Source organism: Ancylobacter gelatini (assembly GCF_022601675.1).
Lineage (GTDB): Bacteria > Pseudomonadota > Alphaproteobacteria > Rhizobiales > Xanthobacteraceae > Ancylobacter > Ancylobacter gelatini.
The window spans coordinates 1-19914 of record NZ_JAKVIL010000011.1 but is presented as its reverse complement, the minus strand read 5'-3'; the positions used below and the strand labels follow the sequence as shown (position 1 = coordinate 19914).

Here is a 19914-nt window from a genome sequence, read left to right as displayed (position 1 = left end):
GGCAGCCCGGGCGCGCATGGGGCGCGGGCGCACGGTCGGGGCGCGCAGGATTAGCCGACCGGAGCCGTGCCGTCATCCCGGCGCCCTCACAGCCGGATATCGGCAATTCTGATAACGAGATCGGCAAGCCGCTCGGCGGCATCCGCCCGGCCGACCGAATGGGCGGCGTCGGCCATGGCGGAAAGCTGGGCCGGATTGGCGGCGAGCCGGGTGATGTCGGCGGCGAATCGCTCCGGCGTGAAGGCGCTTTGCGGCACCAGCAGCGCGCCACCGGCATCGGCCAGCGCGGTGGCATTGGCGAGCTGGTCCTGATCCAGCGCGCCCGGCAGCGGCACCAGCATGGACGGGCGCCCGATCACCGACAGCTCGGCAATGGTCGAGGCCCCAGAACGTCCGATAACCAGATGTGCCGCCGCCATGCGCGCGGGCAGGTCGTCGAAGAACGGCGCCAGCTCGGCTTTGATCCCGAGCCGCTTGTAGGTGGCCCGCACGGCCTCGATATCCTCGGGCCGCGCCTGCTGCACCACCTCGATCCGCGCGATCAACTCGGGCGCCAGCAGCCGCAGCCCGGCCGGCACGATCTCGCTCATCACCCGCGCGCCCTGGCTGCCGCCGAACACCAGCAGCCGCAGCGGACCGCCCACCATCGGCGCGGCATAGCGCACGCCGGCCGCCGCAATCACGGCCGGGCGCACCGGATTGCCGGTGTGGTGCGCCTTGGCGGCGAGCGCCGGCGTATGGGCGAACAGGTTGGGATAGCCGGTGGCGATGGCGGTCACGCGGGAGGCGAGCATGGCGTTGGCCCGCCCCATCACCCCGTTCGCCTCGTGAATGAGGGTCGGGCGGCGCGCGAACACCGCCGCCAGCAACGGCGGCACGGTGGGATAGCCGCCGAAGCCGATCACGGCGGCCGGCTTCAGCCGGCGCATCAGGCGGAAACCCTTGAGGATGCCGGAGCCGAGCGCGAGCCCGGTCTTTGCCAGCGCGACCGGGGACCGCCCGCGCATCGTGTCCGCCGGCAGGACGTGCAGCCGCCGCGCCGGAAAATGCCCGGCATAGCGCGCCGCGCGGGCATCGGTCGCGAGGTCCACCGCGATGCCGCGCCTTGCCAGCGCGCCGGCCAGCGCCTCCGCCGGGAACAGGTGCCCGCCCGTGCCGCCGGCGGCGAGCAGGACGAGAGGCGTGGTGTCGGCCATCAGTGTCTCCTCAGGCGGCCTGCGGGCGCGCGCCGAGCCGCGTGCCCAGCCGCTCCAGTTCCGCCAGCGTGGCGGTGCGCGGGCGCCGCCGTGTCAGGGCGAGCAGCATGCCCATGCCATAGGCCAGCGACAGCAAAGAGGAGCCGCCATAGGAAACGAAGGGCAGCGTCATGCCCTTGGCCGGCATGAGATGCAGGTTGACCATCATGTTGATGCAAGACTGGAGCCCGAACAGTATGGCGAGCCCCGCCACCGCGAAGCGCACGAACGGGTCCTCGTCGCTCATCGCCCGCGACAGCGCGCGCAGCACGATGAAGGCGAACAGGCCGGCGATCATCAGGCACAGCACGGCGCCGAATTCCTCGCCGGCCACGGCGAAGATGAAGTCGGTGTGCCCGTCCGGCAGCACCTTCTTGTAGGTGCCCTCGCCCGGCCCCTGACCCAGCCAGCCGCCATTGAGGAAGGAATCGATGGCCAGGTCGATCTGGTAGGTATCGCCGGATTCGGGATCGAGGAAGCGGTCGATGCGCTTGGTGACGTGGGGCACCATCGTATAGGCGATGAACAGGCCGACCGCGCCGACGCCGCCCAGCCCGACCACCCAGATCAGCCGCAGCCCGGCAAGGAAGAACAGGCTGCCCCACACCAGCGAGACCAGCATGGTCTGGCCGAAATCCGGCTGCATCACCAGGGGCGTCACCACCGCGCCGAGCAGGCCGATGGCCAGCCACTGGCCCGGCATTTCCGGCCGGCGCACGCTTTCGGAGAACAGCCACGCCGCGATGATCACGAAGCTCGGCTTCAGGAATTCGGAGGGCTGGAGCGTGATCGAGGCGATGTTCAGCCAGCGCCGCGCGCCCTTGACCTCCGGGCCGACGAACAGCGTCGCCCAGACCAGCCCCAGGAACAGGATGAACAGCACCAAAGCGAGGCGCCGGATATTGCGCGGGGAGAGCAGCGAGGTCGCGATCAGCACGATGATCGCCGGGACCAGGAACATCACCTGCCGGTTCACGAAGTGGAACGGGTCGGCGATGCCGAGACGCGAGGCCACCGGCGGGCTGGCGGCCAGCGCCAGCACGATGCCGATGATCATCAGCGCAGCGAGCGCCCCCAGCAGCAGGCGGTCGATGGTCCACCACCATTCGCCGACCACGGTCCTCTCGGCACGTGAAATCATCTACGCCACTCGCTCAAGAAATACGTCTGGCGCGACTATCGAACGGTTAAGGTTGACGCCGGCTTAATGGCGAGCGCCATCGGCGCATGTCCGGTACGCCGATCGCGCCGTCTTCATTTGGCGGACATCGCCGGCACCAGCGGAATATTGGCCCCGTCACGCACCACGCGGTTTCGCCCGCCATCCTTGGCGGCGTAGAGCGCGAGGTCGGCCCGGCGCATCAGGCCGGACAATATGTCGGCATCGGTTTCCGTCGCGGCGGTCTCGGCCTGGTTCGGATCGATCACCGACACGCCGATGCTGACGGTGATCGGGATCGGCATGCCCTCGATCATCATCGGGGCGGCGGCGATGAAATTGCGCAGCGTCTCGGCGACCTTGTGCGCCTCCGCCTCGCCGGTGCCCGGCAGCAGCGCCACGAACTCCTCGCCGCCGAGCCGGGCCAGCAGATCCTGCTCGCGCAGCGCCCGGCGGCATTTCTCCACGAAGCCGCGCAGCACCAGGTCGCCGGCGGCGTGGCCGAACCGGTCGTTCACCCGCTTGAAATAATCGATGTCGACCATCAGCACCGCGGTCGGCGTCCCCGACCGCCGCGCCGAGGCCAGCGCCGCCTCGCCTTCCGCGAGGAAGCGCCGGCGGTTGCTGGCGCCGGTCAGTTCGTCGGTATCGGCCAGATGCCGGAGTTGGTTGACGAGCCGGCCATGGTCGGACACGTCCCAGTACACCAGCACGGTATTGTCCATCAGCGCCCGCAGCCGGAAGTGGATCAGCCGCTGCGACCCGTCCTTCGCGGTCACGATCCATTCCGACATCTGGATGTAGTTCTTTTCCTCCCGCGCCTGGCGCACGCCCTGCGCCCAGCCGTCGATGGCCATCTTCCGATAGGCGGGATCGGGATAGGCGAGGCGCCACCAGTCATCGAGCTCGAACACGTCGTCGACCCCATAGCCCAGCAGCGCGGCGCCATAGTGATTCATGAACAGGCACGTGTCGTCGCGGTCGTAGATCTCGACCCCGACCGGCATCGATTCCATGATCTCGCGAATATCGTCCTGGATCGCCAGGAGCTTGTCGGCGGCCTCGTGCTCGGCCATCCGGTCCTGAAGCGTCAGCAGGCAGCGCCCGTCCTCCAGCCGCGACAGCGCCACGTCGAGCGTGCGGTCCCGGCCGGCGACACGGCAGGTCAGGACGCGGGATGGCGGGGAGGATTGCGCGGCAGGCCCGGCGGTGCCCATCGCGACCACCGCCGCCGCGGCCTCCGGCCCGATCAGTTCCGCCAGCGCGCACGGCATGGTCGGCCCCGCGCCCATCAGGCGGGCGGCCTCGGCGTTCAGCGCGGTGACGAGGGCAAGGTCGCCCGCAGCGAGGACCAGCGGCGCGCGGACATGGTCGAACCATCCGGGAATGGCGTCAGGCATCGCGAAAGTCCGTCTCGACATGTATCAGGGCGGGACACCCTCAGCCCGCCCCGCTGCGATACTGAGAACAATCGCGCGAATACCCCTTCAACGCAATGTGTTGACCAGCGTGCGGAAGGCGTCGCCGCGCACCTCGAAATTGCGGAACTGGTCGAAACTGGCGCAGGCGGGCGACAGCAGCACCACCGGATGCGCCAGCCCGGAAGCCGCCGCGTCGCGGGCGGCGGAGGCCACCGCCACCGCCAGCGTGCCGGACATCTCATGCGGCACGGTCTCGCCCAGCGTCTGAGCGAACGCCGGCGCCGCCTCGCCGATCAGATAGGCCTTGCGGATGCGCCCGAACCACGGGGTGAGCGGCGTGATGCCGCCCTCCTTGGGCTTGCCGCCGGCAATCCAGAAGATGTCGTCGAAGCTGGTCAGCGCCCGCTCGGCGGCGTCGGCATTGGTGGCCTTGGAATCATTGACGAACAGCACATTGCCGAGGGTGCGCACCTGCTCCATGCGATGGGCGAGGCCGGGGAAGGAGCGCATGCCGGCCGCGATGATCTCCGGCGCGAGGCCGAGCGCGCGGGCGCTGGCGAAGGCGGCGGCGGCGTTCTGCGCATTATGCGCGCCGCGCAGCGAGCCGATGCCGGAAAGGGAAAGCTCATAGATGCGCTCGCCCTCCTCGCAGAGCACCAGCGTTTCGCCGTCGAGCCAGATGCCGTCATTGAGCGCCTCGCGCACCGAGACGCGCACCACATTGCCGCCCGCCGCGATCAGCCGCTCGGCGATGGCGCGGCACCAGGGATCGTCGACCCCGACCACCGCCGTGCCGCCGGCCTCCACCTGCGCCACCAGCCGCTCCTTGATGGCGGCGTAGTGCTCCATGTCGCCATGGCGGTCGAGATGATCCGGCGACAGGTTCAACAGCACGCCGACCGACGGATCGAGGCTCGGGGCGAGGTCGATCTGGTAGGAGGAGCATTCGATGACATAGACCCGCCCCTGCTTCGGCGGCTCCAGTCCGAGAATGGCCGGCCCGAAATTGCCGCCGATCTGCGCATCGCGCCCGCCGACCTTCATCAGATGCGCGAGCAGCGCGGTCGTGGTCGACTTGCCATTGGTGCCGGTGATCGCGGCCATGGGCGGCCGGCGCGTCGCCAGCCGGCGCTCGCGGCAGAACAGTTCGATGTCGCCAATGACTTCCACCCCGGCCGCTTGCGCCATCCGAACGCTCCAGTGCGGGATCGGATGGGTCAGCGGCACGCCGGGCGCCAGCACCAGCGCGTCCACCGCGCCCCATTCCAGCGCGCGCAGGTCGCCGGTGGGGATGTCGGCGTCGTCGGCCTTCTCCACCGCCTCGATATTGTCATCCCAGGCGATGATGTCGGCACCGCCGGCAATGAGCGCGCGCGCGGTGGCAAGCCCGGAGCCGCCGAGGCCGAACAGGGCGACGCGGCGGTCCTTGAAGGTGGTGACGGGGATCATGTCCGCCTCAGCGCAGCTTGAGCGTGGAAAGCCCGATCAGCGCCAGCACCACGGCGATGATCCAGAAGCGGATGACGATCTGCGGCTCGGTCCAGCCTTTCTGCTCGAAATGATGGTGGATCGGCGCCATCTTGAACACGCGCTTGCCGGTGAGCTTGAACGAGGCCACCTGCACGATCACCGACACGGCTTCGAGCACGAACAGGCCGCCGATGATGCCGAGCACGATCTCATGCTTGGTGGCGACCGCGATGGTGCCCAGCAGGCCACCCAGAGCCAGAGAACCGGTATCGCCCATGAAGATCTGCGCCGGGGGCGCGTTGAACCACAGGAAGCCGATGCCCGCGCCGATAAGCGCGCCGCAGATCACCGCCAGCTCGCCGACGCCGGCGACATAATGGATCTGGAGATAGTCGGCGAACAGCACGTTGCCCGACAGGTAGGAAATGAGGCCGAAGGAACCGGCGGCCACCATGACCGGGACGATGGCGAGCCCGTCGAGACCATCGGTCAGGTTCACCGCATTGCCGGCCGCCACGATGACGAAGGCGCCGAAGATGACGAAGAAGATGCCGAGGTCGATCAGCAGGTCCTTGAACAGCGGAAAGGCCAGCGAGGAGGAGAGCGGCTCGCGCCCGACATTCATGATGACCACCACCGCGACGCCGGCGATGATCGCCTCGATGGCGAGCCGCGTCTTGCCGGAGAGCCCGTTATGGGTCTGCTTGGTCACCTTGAGATAGTCGTCATAGAAGCCGATCAGGCCGAAGCTGATGGTCACGAACAGCACCACCCAGACATAGGGGTTGGCGAGGTTCGCCCAGAGCAGGGTCGCCACCATCAGGCCGGAGAAGATCATCAGCCCGCCCATGGTCGGCGTGCCCTTCTTGGTCAGAAGGTGCGACTGCGGCCCGTCGGTGCGGATCGGCTGGCCCTTGCCCTGCTTCAGCCTGAGCAGCGCGATGATCGCCGGCCCGAACATGAAGACGAACAGCAACGCGGTGATGATCGCCCCGCCGGTGCGGAAGGTGATGTAGCGGAAGACATTGAGAGCGGGGAGGCTCTCCTGGAACTGGGCCAGCCATTGCAGCATCGGATCAACCTTCCGCCGGTACGCTCGAAGAGGGGAAACGCTCGATCAGCGCGCGGACCAGCGGTCCCATGCGGCTGCCGTTCGAGCCCTTGACCATGACGACATCGCCGCCGCGCAAGCGGTCGGCAAGGAGGGGGAGCAGCGCGCTGGCATCGGGCGCCCAGGCGCCGCGCCGGGTTTCCGGCAGCGCCTCCCACAGCGCGCGCATCAGCGGCCCGGCGCAGAACACCAGATCCGCGGCGCTCGCGGCCGGGGCGAGGTCGCGGTGCAACCCTTCGCCGGCGGTGCCGAGCTCCAGCATGTCCCCAAGCACGGCGATGCGCCGTCCGCGCCCTTCCACCGGCGTCACCGCCAGCACGGAGAGCGCCGCGCGCATCGAGGCCGGGTTGGCGTTGTAGCTCTCATCGATCACCAGCGCCGGCCCGCCCTTCACGGCAAGCGGGGTACGCACACCGCGTCCCGGCGGCGGGCCGAGCGCGGCCAGCGCCATCGCCGCGAGCGCGAGGTCGGCGCCGGCGAGCTTGGCGCCCGCCAGCACGGCCAGCGCGTTCTGCACGATGTGGCGGCCGGGCAGCCCGACCTTGAAGCTCACCGTCTCGCCCATGATGTCGGCCAGCGCGGTCGAGCTTTGCGGCTGGAGCGCGACACTGAGCAGGCGCGCCTGCGCGCCGGGCGCCTCGCCGAAGCCGATGATGGTGGCGATGCCGGCCGCGCGCGCGGCGTTGGCGAGGTGGTCGTAATAGGGATTGTCCCGGTTCAGCACCACCGCACCGCCCGGCTCGATGCCGGAGAACAGCTCCGCCTTGGCATCGGCAATCGCCTCGACGCTCGGGAACTGGGCGATGTGCACCGGCTCGATCGTGGTGATGATGCCAATATGGGGCCGCACCATCGCCACCAGCGGGGTGATCTCGCCGGGATGGTTCATGCCCAGCTCGAACACGCCATAGGCGGCGCTGCGCGGCAGGCGGGCGAGCGAGAGCGGCACGCCCCAGTGATTATTGTAAGAGGCGGCCGAGGCATGGGTCGGGCCGTCGGCCGAAAGCGCGAGCGCCAGCGCCTCCTTGGTCGTGGTCTTGCCGACCGAGCCGGTCACCGCGACGATACGCGCGTGGCTGCGGGCCCGTGAGGAGCGCCCGGCGGCCTCCAGCGCCTGCAGCACGTCATCGACCAGCAGCAGCCGCGCTCCGTGGGGCATCGAGGTGCGGCGCGAGCGCGCCACCACGCACAGCGCCGCCCCGCGCGTAAGCGCCGCCTCGACATAACCATGGCCGTCGCTGTTCTCGCCGGTAATGGCGAAGAATGCGTCGCCCGGCTCCAGCGTGCGGGTGTCGATCGAGATGCCGGCGATCGCGCCGTCCGGCGTCTCGACGATCGGGCCGGACACGGTGGCTCCCATGGCCCCCGCCAGCTCGTGAATGGTCCAGAGCGGCACCCTCTTGGACATGAGAGACTTCCCCCTTAGCTCGCGATCGCCGCGATCGCCGCACGCGCGCTCTCGCTGTCGGAGAACGGCAGGGTGCGCTCGCCCACGATCTGGCCGGTTTCATGGCCTTTGCCGGCGATGAGCACGACATCCCCAGATTGCGCCATCGCGACGGCGGCGTGGATCGCCTCGGCCCGGTCGCCGATCTCGCGCGCGCCGGGGGCACTGGCCAGAATGGCGGCGCGGATCGCCGCCGGGTCCTCGCTGCGCGGGTTGTCGTCGGTGACGATCGCGACATCGGCGCCATGCACGGCGATCTCGCCCATGATCGGGCGCTTGCCGCGGTCGCGGTCGCCGCCGCAGCCGAACACCACGATCAGCCGGCCGGTGGCGTAGGGACGCAGCGCCGCCAGCGCATTGGCGAGCGCGTCCGGCTTGTGGGCGTAGTCGACGAACACGCCGGCGCCGCGCGCCGTGCCGACCAGCTCCAGCCGGCCCGGCACGCCTTCGAGCTGCGACAGCGCGCCGAGCGCCTCGCCCTCGCTCGCACCGGTGGCGATGGCGAGGCCTGCCGCGATCAGGGCGTTCGCGGCCTGGAAGGCGCCGACCAGCGGCAGCAGCAGCGAATGGCGCCGGCCCTCGACGTCGAGTTCGAGCCGCTGGCCGAGCCCTTCGTCGGTGCGCGACAGCAGGGTGATGCCGGCACCGGCATTGCCGACGCCGATCACCTCAAGCCCATGATCGGCCGCCACTTCCGCGACCTGCCCGCCTTCCGCGCTGTCCACCCACACCACGGCGGGGCACCCGCGCGGCAGCAGGTCGCGGAACAGCCGGAGCTTGGCGGCGAGGTAGTCCTCCATGGTCGGGTGGTAATCGAGATGGTCGCGCGAGAGATTGGTGAAGGCGCCGGCGGAAAGCCGCACCCCGTCGAGCCGGTGCTGGTCGAGCCCGTGCGAGGACGCCTCCAGGCACAGATGGGTGACACCCTCCCCGGCCAGCGTGTCGAGCGTGCGGTGCAGTTCGATCGGGTCCGGCGTGGTCAGCGAGCCGTAGACCGCGCCGGAGGGCGCGACCACGCCGAGCGTGCCGAGGCTGGCGCTGGCATGGCCGAGCCGCGCCCAGAGCTGCCGGGTGAAGGCCGCGACCGAGGTCTTGCCCGAGGTGCCGGTGACCGCCGCGATGGTCTCGGGCTGGCGGGGAAACGCCCGCGCGGCGGCGAGCGCGACCGCGCGACGGGCATTGCCGACCCGTACATAGGGCGTGCCGGGGTCGAGACCGGGATTTTCCGCCTCGCCGACCACCGCGCTCGCCCCGCGCGCCAGCGCGTCGCGGGCGAATTCCATGCCGTCGCTCTTGGTCCCGCTCAGCGCGAAGAACACGTCGCCGGCCCGCGCCTTGCGGCTGTCGAGCACCGGCTCGCCGACGGCCAGCGAAGGGTCGGCGCTGCTGTAATCGGCGTCCTCGCCGACCAGCTCGCCCAGGGTAAGCCTGATGCAGCCGCTGCCGGTCGGGCGGATTGCGTTGTGCATTCTCAATTGCCTCTAACGACACCCGGCCAGGCCGTGCCGCCGGCCTCTTCCCAGCCTGACCACGGGATAGCCGATCCTCAATCGGATAGCCGATTCCCGTGCCCTCACGCACGGGAAATCGGCGTCATGCCTGCCCCGCGCGGCGCGGCAGGGCCGTCATTGCGCCTGGGCGATCTTGTAGTCGTTCAGCAGGCTCTCGGCCGGCGGCAGGTCGGTACGCGGCATGATGCCGAGCAGCGGCCCGACGCGGCTGATGATCTGCCCCGTGGTCGGCGCCGCGTTCCAGCCCGCCGTCGCATAGCCATACGTGCCCTCGACCGCCTGCGGCTCGTCCAGCATCACCAGCACGAGATATTGCGGATCGTCCATCGGGAACACGGCGGTGAAGGTGGTCAGCAGCTTGGTCTTGGAATAGCGCCCGTTCACCACCTTCTCGGCGGTGCCGGTCTTGGCGCCGACATAGTAGCCGGGAGTGTTGGCCTTCTTTGCGGAGCCCTTCTCGGCATTGAGTCGCAGCAGATAGCGCATCTTGGCGCTGGTCTCCGGCTTGATCACGCGGACAGAGAGTTCCTGAACCTCTTCCGGGGTGCGCTTGAGAAAGGTCGGGGGAATGAGATAGCCGCCATTCACCAGCGCGTTGACCGCCATCACCGCCTGCAGCGGGGCCACCGCGAGGCCGTGGCCGAAGGCGATGGTGGCGGTGTTCAGGTCGCCCCAGCGCTTGGGCACGATCGGCGCCGCGCTTTCCGGCAGCTCGGTGCGCAGCCGGTCGAGCTGGCCCATCTTCTTCAGGAACGCCTTGTGCGCGTCGACGCCAAGCGCCAGCGCCATCTTGGCCGTGCCGATGTTGGAGGAGACGAGGAACACCTCGGGCAGGGTCAGCACCCGGTTTTCGGCGTGGTAGTCGCTGATGCGGAACTTGCCGAAATGCAGCGCCCCGCGCGCGTCCAGCGTCGAGTTGATGGAGAAGCGCCCGCTATCCAGCGCCATGGCGAAGGTCAGCGCCTTGAAGGTCGAGCCCATCTCGAAAACGCCGGTGGTGAGCCGGTTCAGCGCCTTCGGGTTGAGCGCGCCGGACGGGTCATTGGCATCGAAATCGGGCAGCGAGGCCATGGCGACGATCTCGCCGGTGCGCACATCCACCACCGTGCCGGCGGCCGCGATGGCCTTGAACTTCTCCTTGGCGGCGAACAGCTCGTCGCGCAGCACGTGCTGCACGCGCAGGTCCATCGCCAGTTCCACCGGCTCCTGCTGGCGGTCGGAAGCAAAGCCCGCGAGATGGAGGTCGGCAAGGCCGCGGCTGTCGACCCACTTCTCCAAGCCCGCAATGCCCTGATTGTCGATGTTCACCGAACCCAGCACATGGGCGCCGAGATTGCCGCCGGGATAGACGCGGCGGTTCTCGGTCATGAAGCCGATGCCGGGAATGCCGAGATTGTGGATTTCGCGCTGCTGCTGCGGCGTGATCTCGCGCTTGAGCCAGACGAAGCCGCGATTGGAATCGAGGCGCTTGCGCAGTTCGCCGACATCGAGGTCCGGCAGCACGGCGGAGAGCGCTTCCACCGCCTCATCGACATCGATCAGCCGCTTCGGCTCGCCGAACAGCGACGAGGACTTCACATCGGTGGCGAAGACGAGGCCGTGGCGGTCGAGGATATCGGGCCGCGCCGAGGCCACCGCGTCGGAGGCGACGCCGCGCCGCGCCAGCGCCCCGTCCGGCGCCGAGGCGAACATGGCGAGCCGGCCGGCAATGGTGAGATAGACGCAGCCGAACACGATCATGCACAGCAGGATGCGCGCCCGCGCCACGGCGTGCGGTTCCGGCCGCCCGCGCCCGGCGGCGCTGCGCACCACCCCGACCAGCGCGCGCAACAGGCGCAGCGGCAGCATCGCGAGCCAGCGCAGGCCGATGGAAAGACAGGATGCGGCGAAGCGAAACGCGGCCATGGCAGGAGACCTCCTCGCGAAACTATTGACCGACCGCTGCCGGGGGCAGCAGCGGGCGGGACGCGGCGGGATTGAGCGGAGCGCCGATGGCGCCCTGCGGTCCCGCGTTGAAGACAGGGCGCTGCGGCGCCATCACCCCCGCCGCCGGCATCGCCGAGAGCGGCAGCGGCTGCCCGGAGGACACCGCCGGACGGGGCGCCGGACGGAGGGCCGCCGGGCGGGGCTTCTCGGCTTCCTTCCCGGTGCCGCCGAGGATGGAGTTGATGCCGCCGGACGGGCCGTCGACCAGCGCCTCGATCATGCCGCCGAGCGCATCGCCGTTCTGCTCGGGCTTGGCCGGCAGGCTGGCGAGCTTGTCCATGCGGGTGATGTCCAGCGGTTGCATCTCCAGATGATGCTCGGCGAGCGCCTGCACCCGGTCCGGCGCGGTGCGGCGCGCCCATTCCGCGTTCAGCGTGGCGATGCGGTCGCGCTCATAGCGGATCTCCCCGCGCAGCGCAGCGATCTTCTGTGCCTCGAAGGCCGCGGAATATTTGACGTGATAGACCGCCCCCGCCGCCGCAAGCAGCGCGATCACCGAAACGAAGTTGAGGATGCGGAACATGTCTTCGGACCTCAGCGGCGACGGGTGTCGAAGGCGGGAAGCGGGGGCAGCAACGACGAGAGGTCGCCGCCGCCATGGGCGGGAGCGTCGGTGCGCTCGGCCGCGCGCAGCTTGGCCGAGCGGGCGCGAGGGTTGGCGGCAAGCTCGGCGTCCCCGGCCTCGACCGCGCCGCGCGCGACGAGGCGGAAACTCGGCGCCGCGCCTTGCGCCGCCGGCAGGTGCCGCGAGCCGGAGGCCGCCTTGGCACGGTTGGCGAGGAAGTTCTTCACGATGCGGTCTTCCAGCGAATGGAAGGTGACCACCACCAGCCGCCCGCCGGGCTTGAGAATGCGCTCGGCCGCCGCCAGCGCACGGGCGAGTTCGCCCAGTTCGTCGTTCACCGCGATGCGCAGCGCCTGAAAGCTGCGCGTCGCCGGGTGCGGCTCGTGGGGCTTGGCCCAGACCACCTTGGCGATGATGTCCGCGAGCTGCAGCGTGCGTTCGATCGGCGCCTCGCCCCGTGCCTCGACGATCGCCTTCGCCACCCCGCGCGAGCGCCGCTCCTCGCCGAAGCGGTAAAGCAGATTGGCAAGCTCGGTCTCGGAGAGCCTGTTCACCATGTCGGCGGCAGAGATGCCCTCGCTGGACATGCGCATGTCGAGCGGCCCGTCGCGGCGGAAAGAGAAGCCGCGCTCGCCCTCGTCGATCTGCATGGAGGACACGCCGATATCCAGCACCACGCCGTCGACCTGCGGCGCATCCAGCATGCCCGCGACCTCGGCGAGGTTGCCGAAGCGGTCCTGCGCGATGGCGAGCCGCCCGGGAAAGGCGCGCACCAGATCGGCCCCGCCCGCCACCGCGCTCGGGTCGCGGTCGATGGCGATCACCCGGCAGTTCGCCGCGTTCAGGATGGCACGCGCGTAGCCGCCGGCACCGAACGTGCCGTCGACATAGACGCCGCCGTCCTTCGGGGCGAGGTTTGCCACCACCTCCGCCAAAAGGACGGGCAGGTGCCGGGCGTCGGCCGCCGGGGACAAACCTTGCTGGCTGGGATCGCTGTGCAACGGATTACGCTACTCGGAACGGGGGCTCAAATGCGTCAGAAGGGCCGGCGGGAAGCCGGCAGGCACGCCTTTCGGCGACGCAACTGATTCCGCTCCCGGCCCTGAACCGTGATTAACGCTCCATGAACCTTAAGAATCGGTTGAATGCGGCGCATATGCCCGCTAGCTCGGTCGAGATGGAGACCTCCGCGCCACAGTTTTCCCCGGATTCCCCGCTCGCCGCGCGGGTGCTGCCCTCGCCCAATCACGGCGAGCGGATCGGCGTCACGGTCGCCGACATGCTGGTGCTGCACTATACCGGCATGACCTCCACCGACGAGGCGGTGGAGTGGCTGCGCACGCCCGAGCGCGGCGTCTCCGCGCATTACGTGGTGTTCGAGACTGGCGAGATCGCCCAGCTGGTCCCGGAAGCGCGCCGTGCCTGGCATGCCGGCGTCTCGTCCTGGGAAGGCGCGAGCGATATCAACTCACGCTCGATCGGCATCGAGATCGCCAATCCCGGCCATGACCACGGTTATCCCCCCTTCCCCGCGATCCAGATCGAGGCGGTGACCGCGCTCGCCAAGGATATCGTGACGCGGCTCGCCATCGCGCCCGAGCGCGTGCTGGCCCATTCCGACATCGCCCCGACCCGCAAGGACGATCCCGGCGAGAAATTCCCGTGGGAGGTGCTGCACCGCGCCGGGGTCGGCCATCTCGTGCCCGAAGCGCCGCTCGACGACGGGCGTTTCTTCATGCGCGGCGAGCACGGCCAGCCGGTCGAGGCGCTGCAGGCCATGCTGGCGTTTTACGGCTATGGCGTGCCGGTCACCGGCAGCTATTGCGAGACCACGGAAGCGGTGGTGCGCGCCTTCCAGCGCCATTTCCGCCGGGCCAAGATCGACGGCATCGCCGATGTCTCGACGCTCGCGACGCTCTATGCGCTCGCGCGCTCCCGGCCGGGGCCGGGGGTTCCGCAGCGGGCTGATCACTTCGTGTAACAAGATCGGAGGTTTCAGATTACCCGTCGCGCCAACATCGTTCGCGCGTGCCCCTCCTAACGCAAGGATGTTTCACAAACGTTGCGGTTGCGCCACACATCTTAGAGGTTGTGGCGAAACGGGACAGGCTTCGTCCCGAACGCGAACGATTCGAGCCTCATTCGAGACAGATTTTCCCGGCGATTCATGGCGCTGCGAAATCGACCTGAAAAGGCTTCACCGGAATAATGGCATCCCGCAACGTTTTTTGTGCTTCGCTCATCATCGCCTCGACTGTCGCCCTCGGCGCCAACTGCGCCAGCGCTAATTCGAACAACCTGAAATCCCGAGAGATCGACGCGCCCAGCTCGCGCGAACAGCTCGCAAAAATCGTCGACCGGGAGGCGAAGACAAATGGCGTTCCGGTGGCCCTGGCCCGCGCCGTGGTGCGCATCGAGAGCAACTGGAAGACCCATCTGACCGGGCGCGCCGGCGAGGTCGGCCTCATGCAGATCAAGCACCAGACCGCGCGCGGACAGGGTTATGGCGGCACGCGCGCCGCGCTTTACGACCCCGAGACCAACATCAAATGGGGCATGCGCTATCTGGCGGGCGCCTATCGCCTCGCCGGCGGCGACACCTGCGGCACCGTGATGCGCTATCAGGGCGGGCATGGCGCGCGGCGCATGTCCGCGACCGCCCGCACCTATTGCAGCAAGGCCCGCACGCTGATGGCCTCGAACTGACCCCTCCTCCTGAGCAGGTTGCGCGTGCGCGCCGGGACTTCCTGGTTGCGCGTTCCGTTCCGGCGCGCGCGCGTTTTCCTGTTCAGTCCTTGACGCGGCGCGCCGCCTCGCCCATTCACTGGCGCGCCAGCCGGCCGGACGGCCGCGTCATCCGCAAGGGTGCCGAGGAAAGTCCGGGCTCCACGGAGACACGGTGCCGGATAACGTCCGGCGGGGGTGACCCTAGGGAAAGTGCCACAGAAAGCAAACCGCCACGGATTCGTCCGCGGTAAGGGTGAAAGGGTGCGGTAAGAGCGCACCGCGCGGCCGGCAACGGAAGCGGCACGGCAAACCCCACCGGGAGCAAAGTCGTATAGGGGTGGCACGATTCCGGCCTGCCGGAATCAGATCCTGTCCTCGGATAGCCACCCGGGTTGACTGCTTGAGGCGCCGGGTAACCGGCGTCCCAGAGGAATGGCCGTCACGTGGGAGCAATCCCGCCATACAGAACCCGGCTTACAGGCCGGCTGGCACCTGACTTTTCCTCGCCCGAAGCACGGCGGGAGAGAAATCTCCCAAACGGGATATTGCCTTGGCGCGCCCCGCGCTCTGGATTGCCACGCGGACCGGGCTATTCTCGCCCACTCCCGGTGGCAAACAGGATGCGCGGCAGGTCGCGCTTCAGAAAAGGCAAGACCCATGTGCACGCGCACCCTCTATGTCGGGGACGACAACACCGTCATCACCGGCCGGAACATGGACTGGAAAGAGGACATGCTTTCCAATCTCTGGCTGCTGCCCGCGGGCGTCGCGCGCGACGGCGCTGCCGGGCCGAACTCGGTGCGCTGGACGTCGCGCTATGGCAGCGTGGTCGTGACCGGCTATGAGGCCGGCGTCACCGACGGGATGAATGAAAAGGGCCTCGTCGCCAACATCCTCTATCTGGCGGAATCCGACTATGGCCGCCCCGGCACCGACGGCCCGTTCCTGTCGATCGCGCAATGGGCGCTGTATGTGCTCGACAACTTCGCCACGGTGAGCGAGGCGGTCGACGCGCTGTCCGCGAAGCCGTTCACCATTCTCGCCCCGACGCTGCCCAACGGTTCCGAGGCGAGCCTCCACCTCTCGCTTTCGGATGCGGGCGGGGATTCGGCGATCTTCGAATTTATCGACGGGGAACTGACCATCCATCACGGGCGCGACTACCGGGTGATGACCAATTCACCGCCCTATGACCAGCAGCTCGCGCTCAACGCCTACTGGAAGAACATTGGCGGGCTCACTTTTCTTCCCGGCACCAACAATGCCGCGGATCGCTTCGCCCGCGCCTCGTTCCTGCTCGATGCCATCCCCAAGGCACTCGACAAGGCCTATATCGCCGGCGTGCCCGGGCACTCCTATGCCCATCAGGCGGTGGCCTGCGTGCTGAGCCTGCAGCGTGCGGTCAGCGTGCCGCTCGGCATCACCACGCCCGAGCACCCCAACATCTCCTCGACCATCTGGCGGACCGTCTCCGACCAGACGAACCGGGTCTATTATTTCGATTCAGCGACCCGACCCAACGCCTTCTGGCTCGACCTGTCGAAGGTGGACCTCTCGCCCGGCACCCCGGTGCGCAAGCTCACCATCGCCCATGGCGAGGTATTCGCCGGCGAGATCAGCGCGGCGATGCAGCCGGTCGCGCCGTTCACCGCGCTGCCCGCCACGCCGCCGGCGGGCTGAGACCGGCCCGGCCGACCATCGATACGGGGCGCGACGCGCCCCACAAGGAGGTTTCCCGACATGACGCTTCACCCTCGCAAGGCCCGCTCGCTCAAGCGCGGGCGGATGCTGTCGACCTCCGTGGCCGTCGTCGCCGCCATATTGACCGCCCTGCCCCCGCTCGCGCAGGCCTGCACCCGCACCCTGTTCGTCGGCGCCGACCAGACGGTGATCACCGGCCGCAACATGGACTGGAAGGAGGACATGGGTTCCAACATGTGGATCCTGCCCGCCGGCATGACGCGCGATGGCGCCAGCGGCCCGAACTCGCTGGCCTGGACCTCGAAATATGGCAGCGTGGTGGTCACCGGCTATGACGCCGGCACCACGGACGGCATGAACGAGAAGGGCCTCGTCGCCAATATCCTGTACCTCGCCGAATCCGACTACGGCACGCCGCAGGCCGGCAAGCCGTTCCTGTCGATCTCGCTGTGGGCGCAATATGTCCTCGACAGCCACGCCACCGTGGCGGAGGCGGTGGCCGACCTTTCGGCCGAGCCCTTCGCCCTGCTGGCCCCGACGCTGCCCAATGGCGCGCCCGCCGCGCTCCACCTCTCGCTCTCCGATTCGAGCGGCGATTCCGCGATCTTCGAATATATCGGCGGCAAGCTCGTCATCCATCACGGCCGCGACTACACGGTGATGACCAATTCGCCGGCCTATGACCAGCAACTGGCGCTGGACGACTACTGGCAGGAGATCGGCGGCCTCACCTTCCTGCCCGGCACCAACCGCGCGGCGGACCGCTTCGCCCGTGCCTCTTTCCTGCTCGGCGCCATCCCCAGGAAGCTGGACCCCAATTACATCGCCGGCGTGCCCGGGCATTCCTTCGCCAACCAGGCGGTGGCGGGTGTGATGAGCGTGCAGCGGGCGGTGAGCGTGCCGCTCGGCATCACCACGCCGGACCAGCCCAACATCTCCTCCACGCTCTGGCGCACCGTCGCCGACCAGAAGAACCGAGTCTATTTCTTCGATTCCGCCACCCGCCCCAACACGTTCTGGGTCGCCTTCGACAAGGTGGACTTCGCGCCCGGCAGCGGCGTCCGCAAGCTCGACCTCGCCAAGGGCGAGGTCTATGCCGGAGAGGTCAGCGGACAGTTCCGGCCGTCCGCGCCCTTCACCTTCCTGCCCGGCAAGCCGCCGGCGCCCTGAGCCACGGGAGCTTTCATGACGATCCGCATCCTTCTTGCCGGTGCCACCGGCTGGGTCGGCCGGGCGCTCACCCCTGCCATCGCCGCCGCGCCGGACCTTGAACTCGCGGCCGCCGTCGCCCGCTCCGCCGCCGGCACGCGGATCGAGGGCGCTCCCGTCTTCGCCACCATCGAGGAGGCGCTCACGGTCCCGGCCGACGTGCTGATCGATTACACCAAGCCCGGCGCGGTGAAGGCCCATGTCGCGGCCGCGCTCAATGCCGGGCTCCACGCCGTGGTCGGCACCTCGGGGCTCGGCGCCGCCGATTATGCCGAGCTCGACGCGCTGGCCCGCGAGCGCGGCCGGGGCGTGCTCGCCGCCGGCAATTTCTCCATCACTGCGACCCTGCTCAAGCGCTTCACCCTTGAGGCGGCGAAATATGTCGCCGATGTCGAGATCATCGACTACGCCTCCGCCGGAAAGCCCGACGCGCCCTCCGGCACCGCCCGCGAACTCGCCGAGACGCTGGCCGGGGTGCGACTTCCCGCCACCAGCCGGCCGGTTTCCGAGGTCTCGGGCGTGCCGGCGACGCGGGGCGGTGGCTTCGGCGAGGGCGCGCGCGAGGTGCGGGTGCATGCGCTGCGGCTGCCCTCCTTCGTGCTCGGAGTCGAGAGCATCTTCGGCGCACCGGATGAGCGGCTCAGCATCCGTCACGATGCCGGCTCCTCGGCCGCGCCCTATGTCGCGGGCACGCTGCTGGCGGCGCGCAAGGTCAGCGGATGGACCGGGGTACGGCGCGGGCTCGACACGCTGCTGGACTGACGGGCGAGGTTCGGGGGCTCAGTCCTCGCCGGCCGGCGCGTCGGGCGGCTCGATCGGGCTGGCGAACTGCCGTTCCTCGGTGAAGGAGCGGACATTGCCGGTGGAGCCGGTGGTGGTGCGGTCGAGGCCCAGCCATTTGGCGAGCGGAATGCCCGCGGGCGGCAGCGGCACGCCCGACGGGCGCGGACGCGTCTGCTGCGTGGGGGCGACGGCAGGGGCCGGATAGGGCTGCGCGGGAGAGACTCGAGCCGGATAGGTTTGCGTGGGATATCCCGGCGCGGGACGCGTTTGAGCCGGGTAACCCTGCGCGGGATAGGCTGGCGCCGGGTAGGAAGGCGCGGCCGGATAGTCCGAGGTCGCAGGATAGGGCGAGAGCGGCGCGGGGCTCGGCTGCGGCCGATAGTTCGGATCGACGCCATGGTTCGAGGGCTGGCCATAAGCCGGCTGCCCGTAAGCCGGCTGGCCATAGCCGGGCGACAGCTGGATCGGCGCACCGACGGCGCCACCCGTGGGCGCCGGATAAGCCGCTGCCGCGGGATAGGCTTGTGCCGGATAAGACTGCGCGGGATAAGCCGGCGCGCGCCCGGGAGCCGGAGTGGAGACCGGGGCGTTGCTGCTCACCGGCTCGCCCTCCTCGTCATAGGCCGGCTCGACCTCGTTGACGGCATCCGGGGCGGAGACCGGCCCGGGATAACCGCGCATCGGCGGCGCCTTGTAGATCGGCAGGTTGGGCGGGCGCGGCACCACGGGCGCGGGCTTGCAGGTCGTGCTGCCGGAGGCGCGGCGCATCAGGTCCACATGGATGTGGTTGTAGTGATAGATATTGGAGCCGGGCGCCAGCACCACGGTGAAACGCTGGCAGGCCGAGGCCTGCACGGTGCGCAGGAAGCCGGCCTCGTCGGGCCGCCCCTTCCAGCCGGACTGCACCGAAATCTCGCGTCCGTCGGCCAGCACGAAGCCGCCAATATCCAGCCCGTTGCCGAAGGCGTGCTCGGATGTCTTGCCGGTCGCCGCGCCGTTCATCTTGCGGCAGGAATAGGAGGACATCTGCTTCACCTTCACCACCGGCTGGCCGAACCAGGCCATGGCGGCGGGCTGGATGTCCTGCTCGATCCAGCGGTCCACCGCCGAGGTCATCGGGCAGGCCAGCGTCGCCTTGGGTGCGACTTCCACCGAGCCATTGCCGAAGGCGGAGATCTTGAAGGGGCGGTCCATGCCGCAGGTGCCGGCGCCGTCGATCGCGCGCATCGGCTGGATGTAGGCGGAAGGCTTGACCAAGCCCTCCGCCAGACACCGCTGTTCAGCTGCCGAGCGCCAGGGTTCGCGCTGTTCCAGCCCGAACTTGCAACCCGAGAGCCCCAGAAGGACGAGCGGGGCTACGAAAAACCAGGATACGCCGCGCGCCATGTCGGCAAGCTAGAACCGCTTTGGTTGACAGCCGGTTAAGAGCAGCGCACGTCTTCGACCTGAAAATGCAAATGGCCGGAGAGAACTCCCCGGCCATTTATTTCGAAATTGAAACTGCTTCAGATATTCTTGACGATATCCTCGACCATTTTCTTTGCGTCGGCGAAGAGCATCATGGTGTTGTCGCGGAAGAACAGCTCGTT

General features: G+C 68.9%; 17 protein-coding genes, 1 other RNA gene and 2 pseudogenes. 6 read left to right on the top strand and 14 right to left on the bottom strand.

The window, feature by feature from the left end; translation table 11 throughout:
- Window positions 1–86: 86 nt before the first annotated feature.
- The 10 genes from murG to rsmH all read right to left on the bottom strand — a co-directional run bounded on the left by murG (window position 87) and on the right by rsmH (window position 12879).
- A complete protein-coding gene (murG, locus tag MKI84_RS17180) occupies window positions 87–1196 on the bottom strand; it encodes an undecaprenyldiphospho-muramoylpentapeptide beta-N-acetylglucosaminyltransferase (RefSeq protein WP_241621479.1) in 1110 nt (369 codons plus the stop codon).
- 10 nt (window positions 1197–1206) lie between these two features.
- The gene (gene ftsW / locus MKI84_RS17175) at window positions 1207–2376 is read right to left on the bottom strand and encodes a putative lipid II flippase FtsW (protein WP_241621478.1); all 1170 of its coding nucleotides are present in this window, start codon (window positions 2374–2376) and stop codon (window positions 1207–1209) included.
- A 113-nt stretch (window positions 2377–2489) separates the two neighbouring features.
- A complete protein-coding gene (locus MKI84_RS17170) occupies window positions 2490–3794 on the bottom strand; it encodes a sensor domain-containing diguanylate cyclase (protein WP_241621477.1) in 1305 nt (434 codons plus the stop codon).
- 87 nt (window positions 3795–3881) lie between these two features.
- Window positions 3882–5264, bottom strand: coding sequence for a UDP-N-acetylmuramoyl-L-alanine--D-glutamate ligase (gene murD / locus MKI84_RS17165; RefSeq protein WP_241621476.1), 1383 nt, complete (start codon window positions 5262–5264; stop codon window positions 3882–3884).
- Window positions 5265–5271: 7 nt separating this feature from the next.
- Window positions 5272–6357, bottom strand: coding sequence for a phospho-N-acetylmuramoyl-pentapeptide-transferase (gene mraY / locus MKI84_RS17160; RefSeq protein ID WP_241621475.1), 1086 nt, complete (start codon window positions 6355–6357; stop codon window positions 5272–5274).
- 4 nt (window positions 6358–6361) lie between these two features.
- Complete coding sequence (locus MKI84_RS17155; RefSeq protein ID WP_241621474.1) at window positions 6362–7804, bottom strand: UDP-N-acetylmuramoylalanyl-D-glutamyl-2,6-diaminopimelate--D-alanyl-D-alanine ligase; 1443 nt, start codon at window positions 7802–7804, stop codon at window positions 6362–6364.
- Between the two features lie 14 nt (window positions 7805–7818).
- Window positions 7819–9312, bottom strand: a complete 1494-nt coding sequence (locus MKI84_RS17150; RefSeq protein ID WP_241621473.1) for a UDP-N-acetylmuramoyl-L-alanyl-D-glutamate--2,6-diaminopimelate ligase — start codon at window positions 9310–9312, stop codon at window positions 7819–7821.
- A 156-nt stretch (window positions 9313–9468) separates the two neighbouring features.
- Window positions 9469–11259 (bottom strand): peptidoglycan D,D-transpeptidase FtsI family protein, encoded by a 1791-nt coding sequence (locus tag MKI84_RS17145; RefSeq protein ID WP_241621472.1) that lies wholly within the window; start codon window positions 11257–11259, stop codon window positions 9469–9471.
- Window positions 11260–11281: 22 nt separating this feature from the next.
- Window positions 11282–11863 (bottom strand): cell division protein FtsL, encoded by a 582-nt coding sequence (gene ftsL / locus MKI84_RS17140; protein WP_241621471.1) that lies wholly within the window; start codon window positions 11861–11863, stop codon window positions 11282–11284.
- A gap of 11 nt (window positions 11864–11874) precedes the next feature.
- Window positions 11875–12879: a 16S rRNA (cytosine(1402)-N(4))-methyltransferase RsmH gene (gene rsmH / locus MKI84_RS17135; protein WP_241621619.1), complete on the bottom strand. Its 1005-nt coding sequence runs from the start codon at window positions 12877–12879 to the stop codon at window positions 11875–11877.
- Between the two features lie 203 nt (window positions 12880–13082).
- On the opposite strand from rsmH, the gene MKI84_RS17130 reads away from it, so the two are divergent.
- On the top strand, window positions 13083–13886 hold the full coding sequence (locus MKI84_RS17130) for an N-acetylmuramoyl-L-alanine amidase (protein WP_241621618.1): 804 nt from the start codon (window positions 13083–13085) through the stop codon (window positions 13884–13886).
- Window positions 13887–14070: 184 nt separating this feature from the next.
- Here MKI84_RS17130 and MKI84_RS20690 read toward each other — a convergent pair whose 3' ends face one another.
- Window positions 14071–14202 carry a hypothetical protein gene (locus tag MKI84_RS20690; RefSeq protein ID WP_281063254.1) on the bottom strand — a complete coding sequence of 44 codons (132 nt, stop codon included), beginning with the start codon at window positions 14200–14202 and terminating at the stop codon, window positions 14071–14073.
- Here MKI84_RS20690 and MKI84_RS17125 point away from each other — a divergent pair.
- The 5 genes from MKI84_RS17125 to dapB all read left to right on the top strand — a co-directional run bounded on the left by MKI84_RS17125 (window position 14147) and on the right by dapB (window position 18304).
- The gene (locus tag MKI84_RS17125; protein WP_342593649.1) at window positions 14147–14611 is read left to right on the top strand and encodes a lytic transglycosylase domain-containing protein; all 465 of its coding nucleotides are present in this window, start codon (window positions 14147–14149) and stop codon (window positions 14609–14611) included. The two genes, MKI84_RS20690 and MKI84_RS17125, sit on opposite strands and share 56 nt — an antisense overlap.
- A gap of 126 nt (window positions 14612–14737) precedes the next feature.
- An RNA gene (gene rnpB, locus MKI84_RS17120) (RNase P RNA component class A) lies at window positions 14738–15125 on the top strand.
- A gap of 164 nt (window positions 15126–15289) precedes the next feature.
- Window positions 15290–16312 carry a linear amide C-N hydrolase gene (locus MKI84_RS17115; protein ID WP_241621469.1) on the top strand — a complete coding sequence of 341 codons (1023 nt, stop codon included), beginning with the start codon at window positions 15290–15292 and terminating at the stop codon, window positions 16310–16312.
- Window positions 16313–16372: 60 nt separating this feature from the next.
- Window positions 16373–17503, top strand: coding sequence for a linear amide C-N hydrolase (locus tag MKI84_RS17110; RefSeq protein WP_241621468.1), 1131 nt, complete (start codon window positions 16373–16375; stop codon window positions 17501–17503).
- A 15-nt stretch (window positions 17504–17518) separates the two neighbouring features.
- Complete coding sequence (gene dapB, locus MKI84_RS17105; RefSeq protein WP_241621467.1) at window positions 17519–18304, top strand: 4-hydroxy-tetrahydrodipicolinate reductase; 786 nt, start codon at window positions 17519–17521, stop codon at window positions 18302–18304.
- Here dapB and MKI84_RS20830 read toward each other — a convergent pair.
- From MKI84_RS20830 to MKI84_RS17095, 3 genes and pseudogenes are all read right to left on the bottom strand, one after another.
- Window positions 18255–18578: pseudogene (locus MKI84_RS20830) on the bottom strand (hypothetical protein); the annotation flags it as partial. The gene dapB and the pseudogene MKI84_RS20830 sit on opposite strands and share 50 nt — an antisense overlap.
- A 494-nt stretch (window positions 18579–19072) precedes the next feature.
- Window positions 19073–19711: pseudogene (locus tag MKI84_RS20825) on the bottom strand (extensin-like domain-containing protein); the annotation flags it as partial.
- Between the two features lie 119 nt (window positions 19712–19830).
- The coding region (locus tag MKI84_RS17095) for an NAD(P)(+) transhydrogenase (Re/Si-specific) subunit beta (protein ID WP_241621617.1) at window positions 19831–19914 on the bottom strand (84 nt) is incomplete at its 5' end.

What these genes read in the sequence shown, in the direction of transcription:
- murG (WP_241621479.1), bottom strand. Translation starts at nt 1,196, where the DNA reads ATGGCCGACACCACGCCTCTCGTCCTGCTCGCCGCCGGCGGCACGGGC.
- ftsW (WP_241621478.1), bottom strand. Translation starts at nt 2,376, where the DNA reads ATGATTTCACGTGCCGAGAGGACCGTGGTCGGCGAATGGTGGTGGACC.
- MKI84_RS17170 (WP_241621477.1), bottom strand. Translation starts at nt 3,794, where the DNA reads ATGCCTGACGCCATTCCCGGATGGTTCGACCATGTCCGCGCGCCGCTG.
- murD (WP_241621476.1), bottom strand. Translation starts at nt 5,264, where the DNA reads ATGATCCCCGTCACCACCTTCAAGGACCGCCGCGTCGCCCTGTTCGGC.
- mraY (WP_241621475.1), bottom strand. Translation starts at nt 6,357, where the DNA reads ATGCTGCAATGGCTGGCCCAGTTCCAGGAGAGCCTCCCCGCTCTCAAT.
- MKI84_RS17155 (WP_241621474.1), bottom strand. Translation starts at nt 7,804, where the DNA reads ATGTCCAAGAGGGTGCCGCTCTGGACCATTCACGAGCTGGCGGGGGCC.
- MKI84_RS17150 (WP_241621473.1), bottom strand. Translation starts at nt 9,312, where the DNA reads ATGCACAACGCAATCCGCCCGACCGGCAGCGGCTGCATCAGGCTTACC.
- MKI84_RS17145 (WP_241621472.1), bottom strand. Translation starts at nt 11,259, where the DNA reads ATGGCCGCGTTTCGCTTCGCCGCATCCTGTCTTTCCATCGGCCTGCGC.
- ftsL (WP_241621471.1), bottom strand. Translation starts at nt 11,863, where the DNA reads ATGTTCCGCATCCTCAACTTCGTTTCGGTGATCGCGCTGCTTGCGGCG.
- MKI84_RS17130 (WP_241621618.1), top strand. Translation starts at nt 13,083, where the DNA reads ATGGAGACCTCCGCGCCACAGTTTTCCCCGGATTCCCCGCTCGCCGCG.
- MKI84_RS17115 (WP_241621469.1), top strand. Translation starts at nt 15,290, where the DNA reads ATGTGCACGCGCACCCTCTATGTCGGGGACGACAACACCGTCATCACC.
- MKI84_RS17110 (WP_241621468.1), top strand. Translation starts at nt 16,373, where the DNA reads ATGACGCTTCACCCTCGCAAGGCCCGCTCGCTCAAGCGCGGGCGGATG.
- dapB (WP_241621467.1), top strand. Translation starts at nt 17,519, where the DNA reads ATGACGATCCGCATCCTTCTTGCCGGTGCCACCGGCTGGGTCGGCCGG.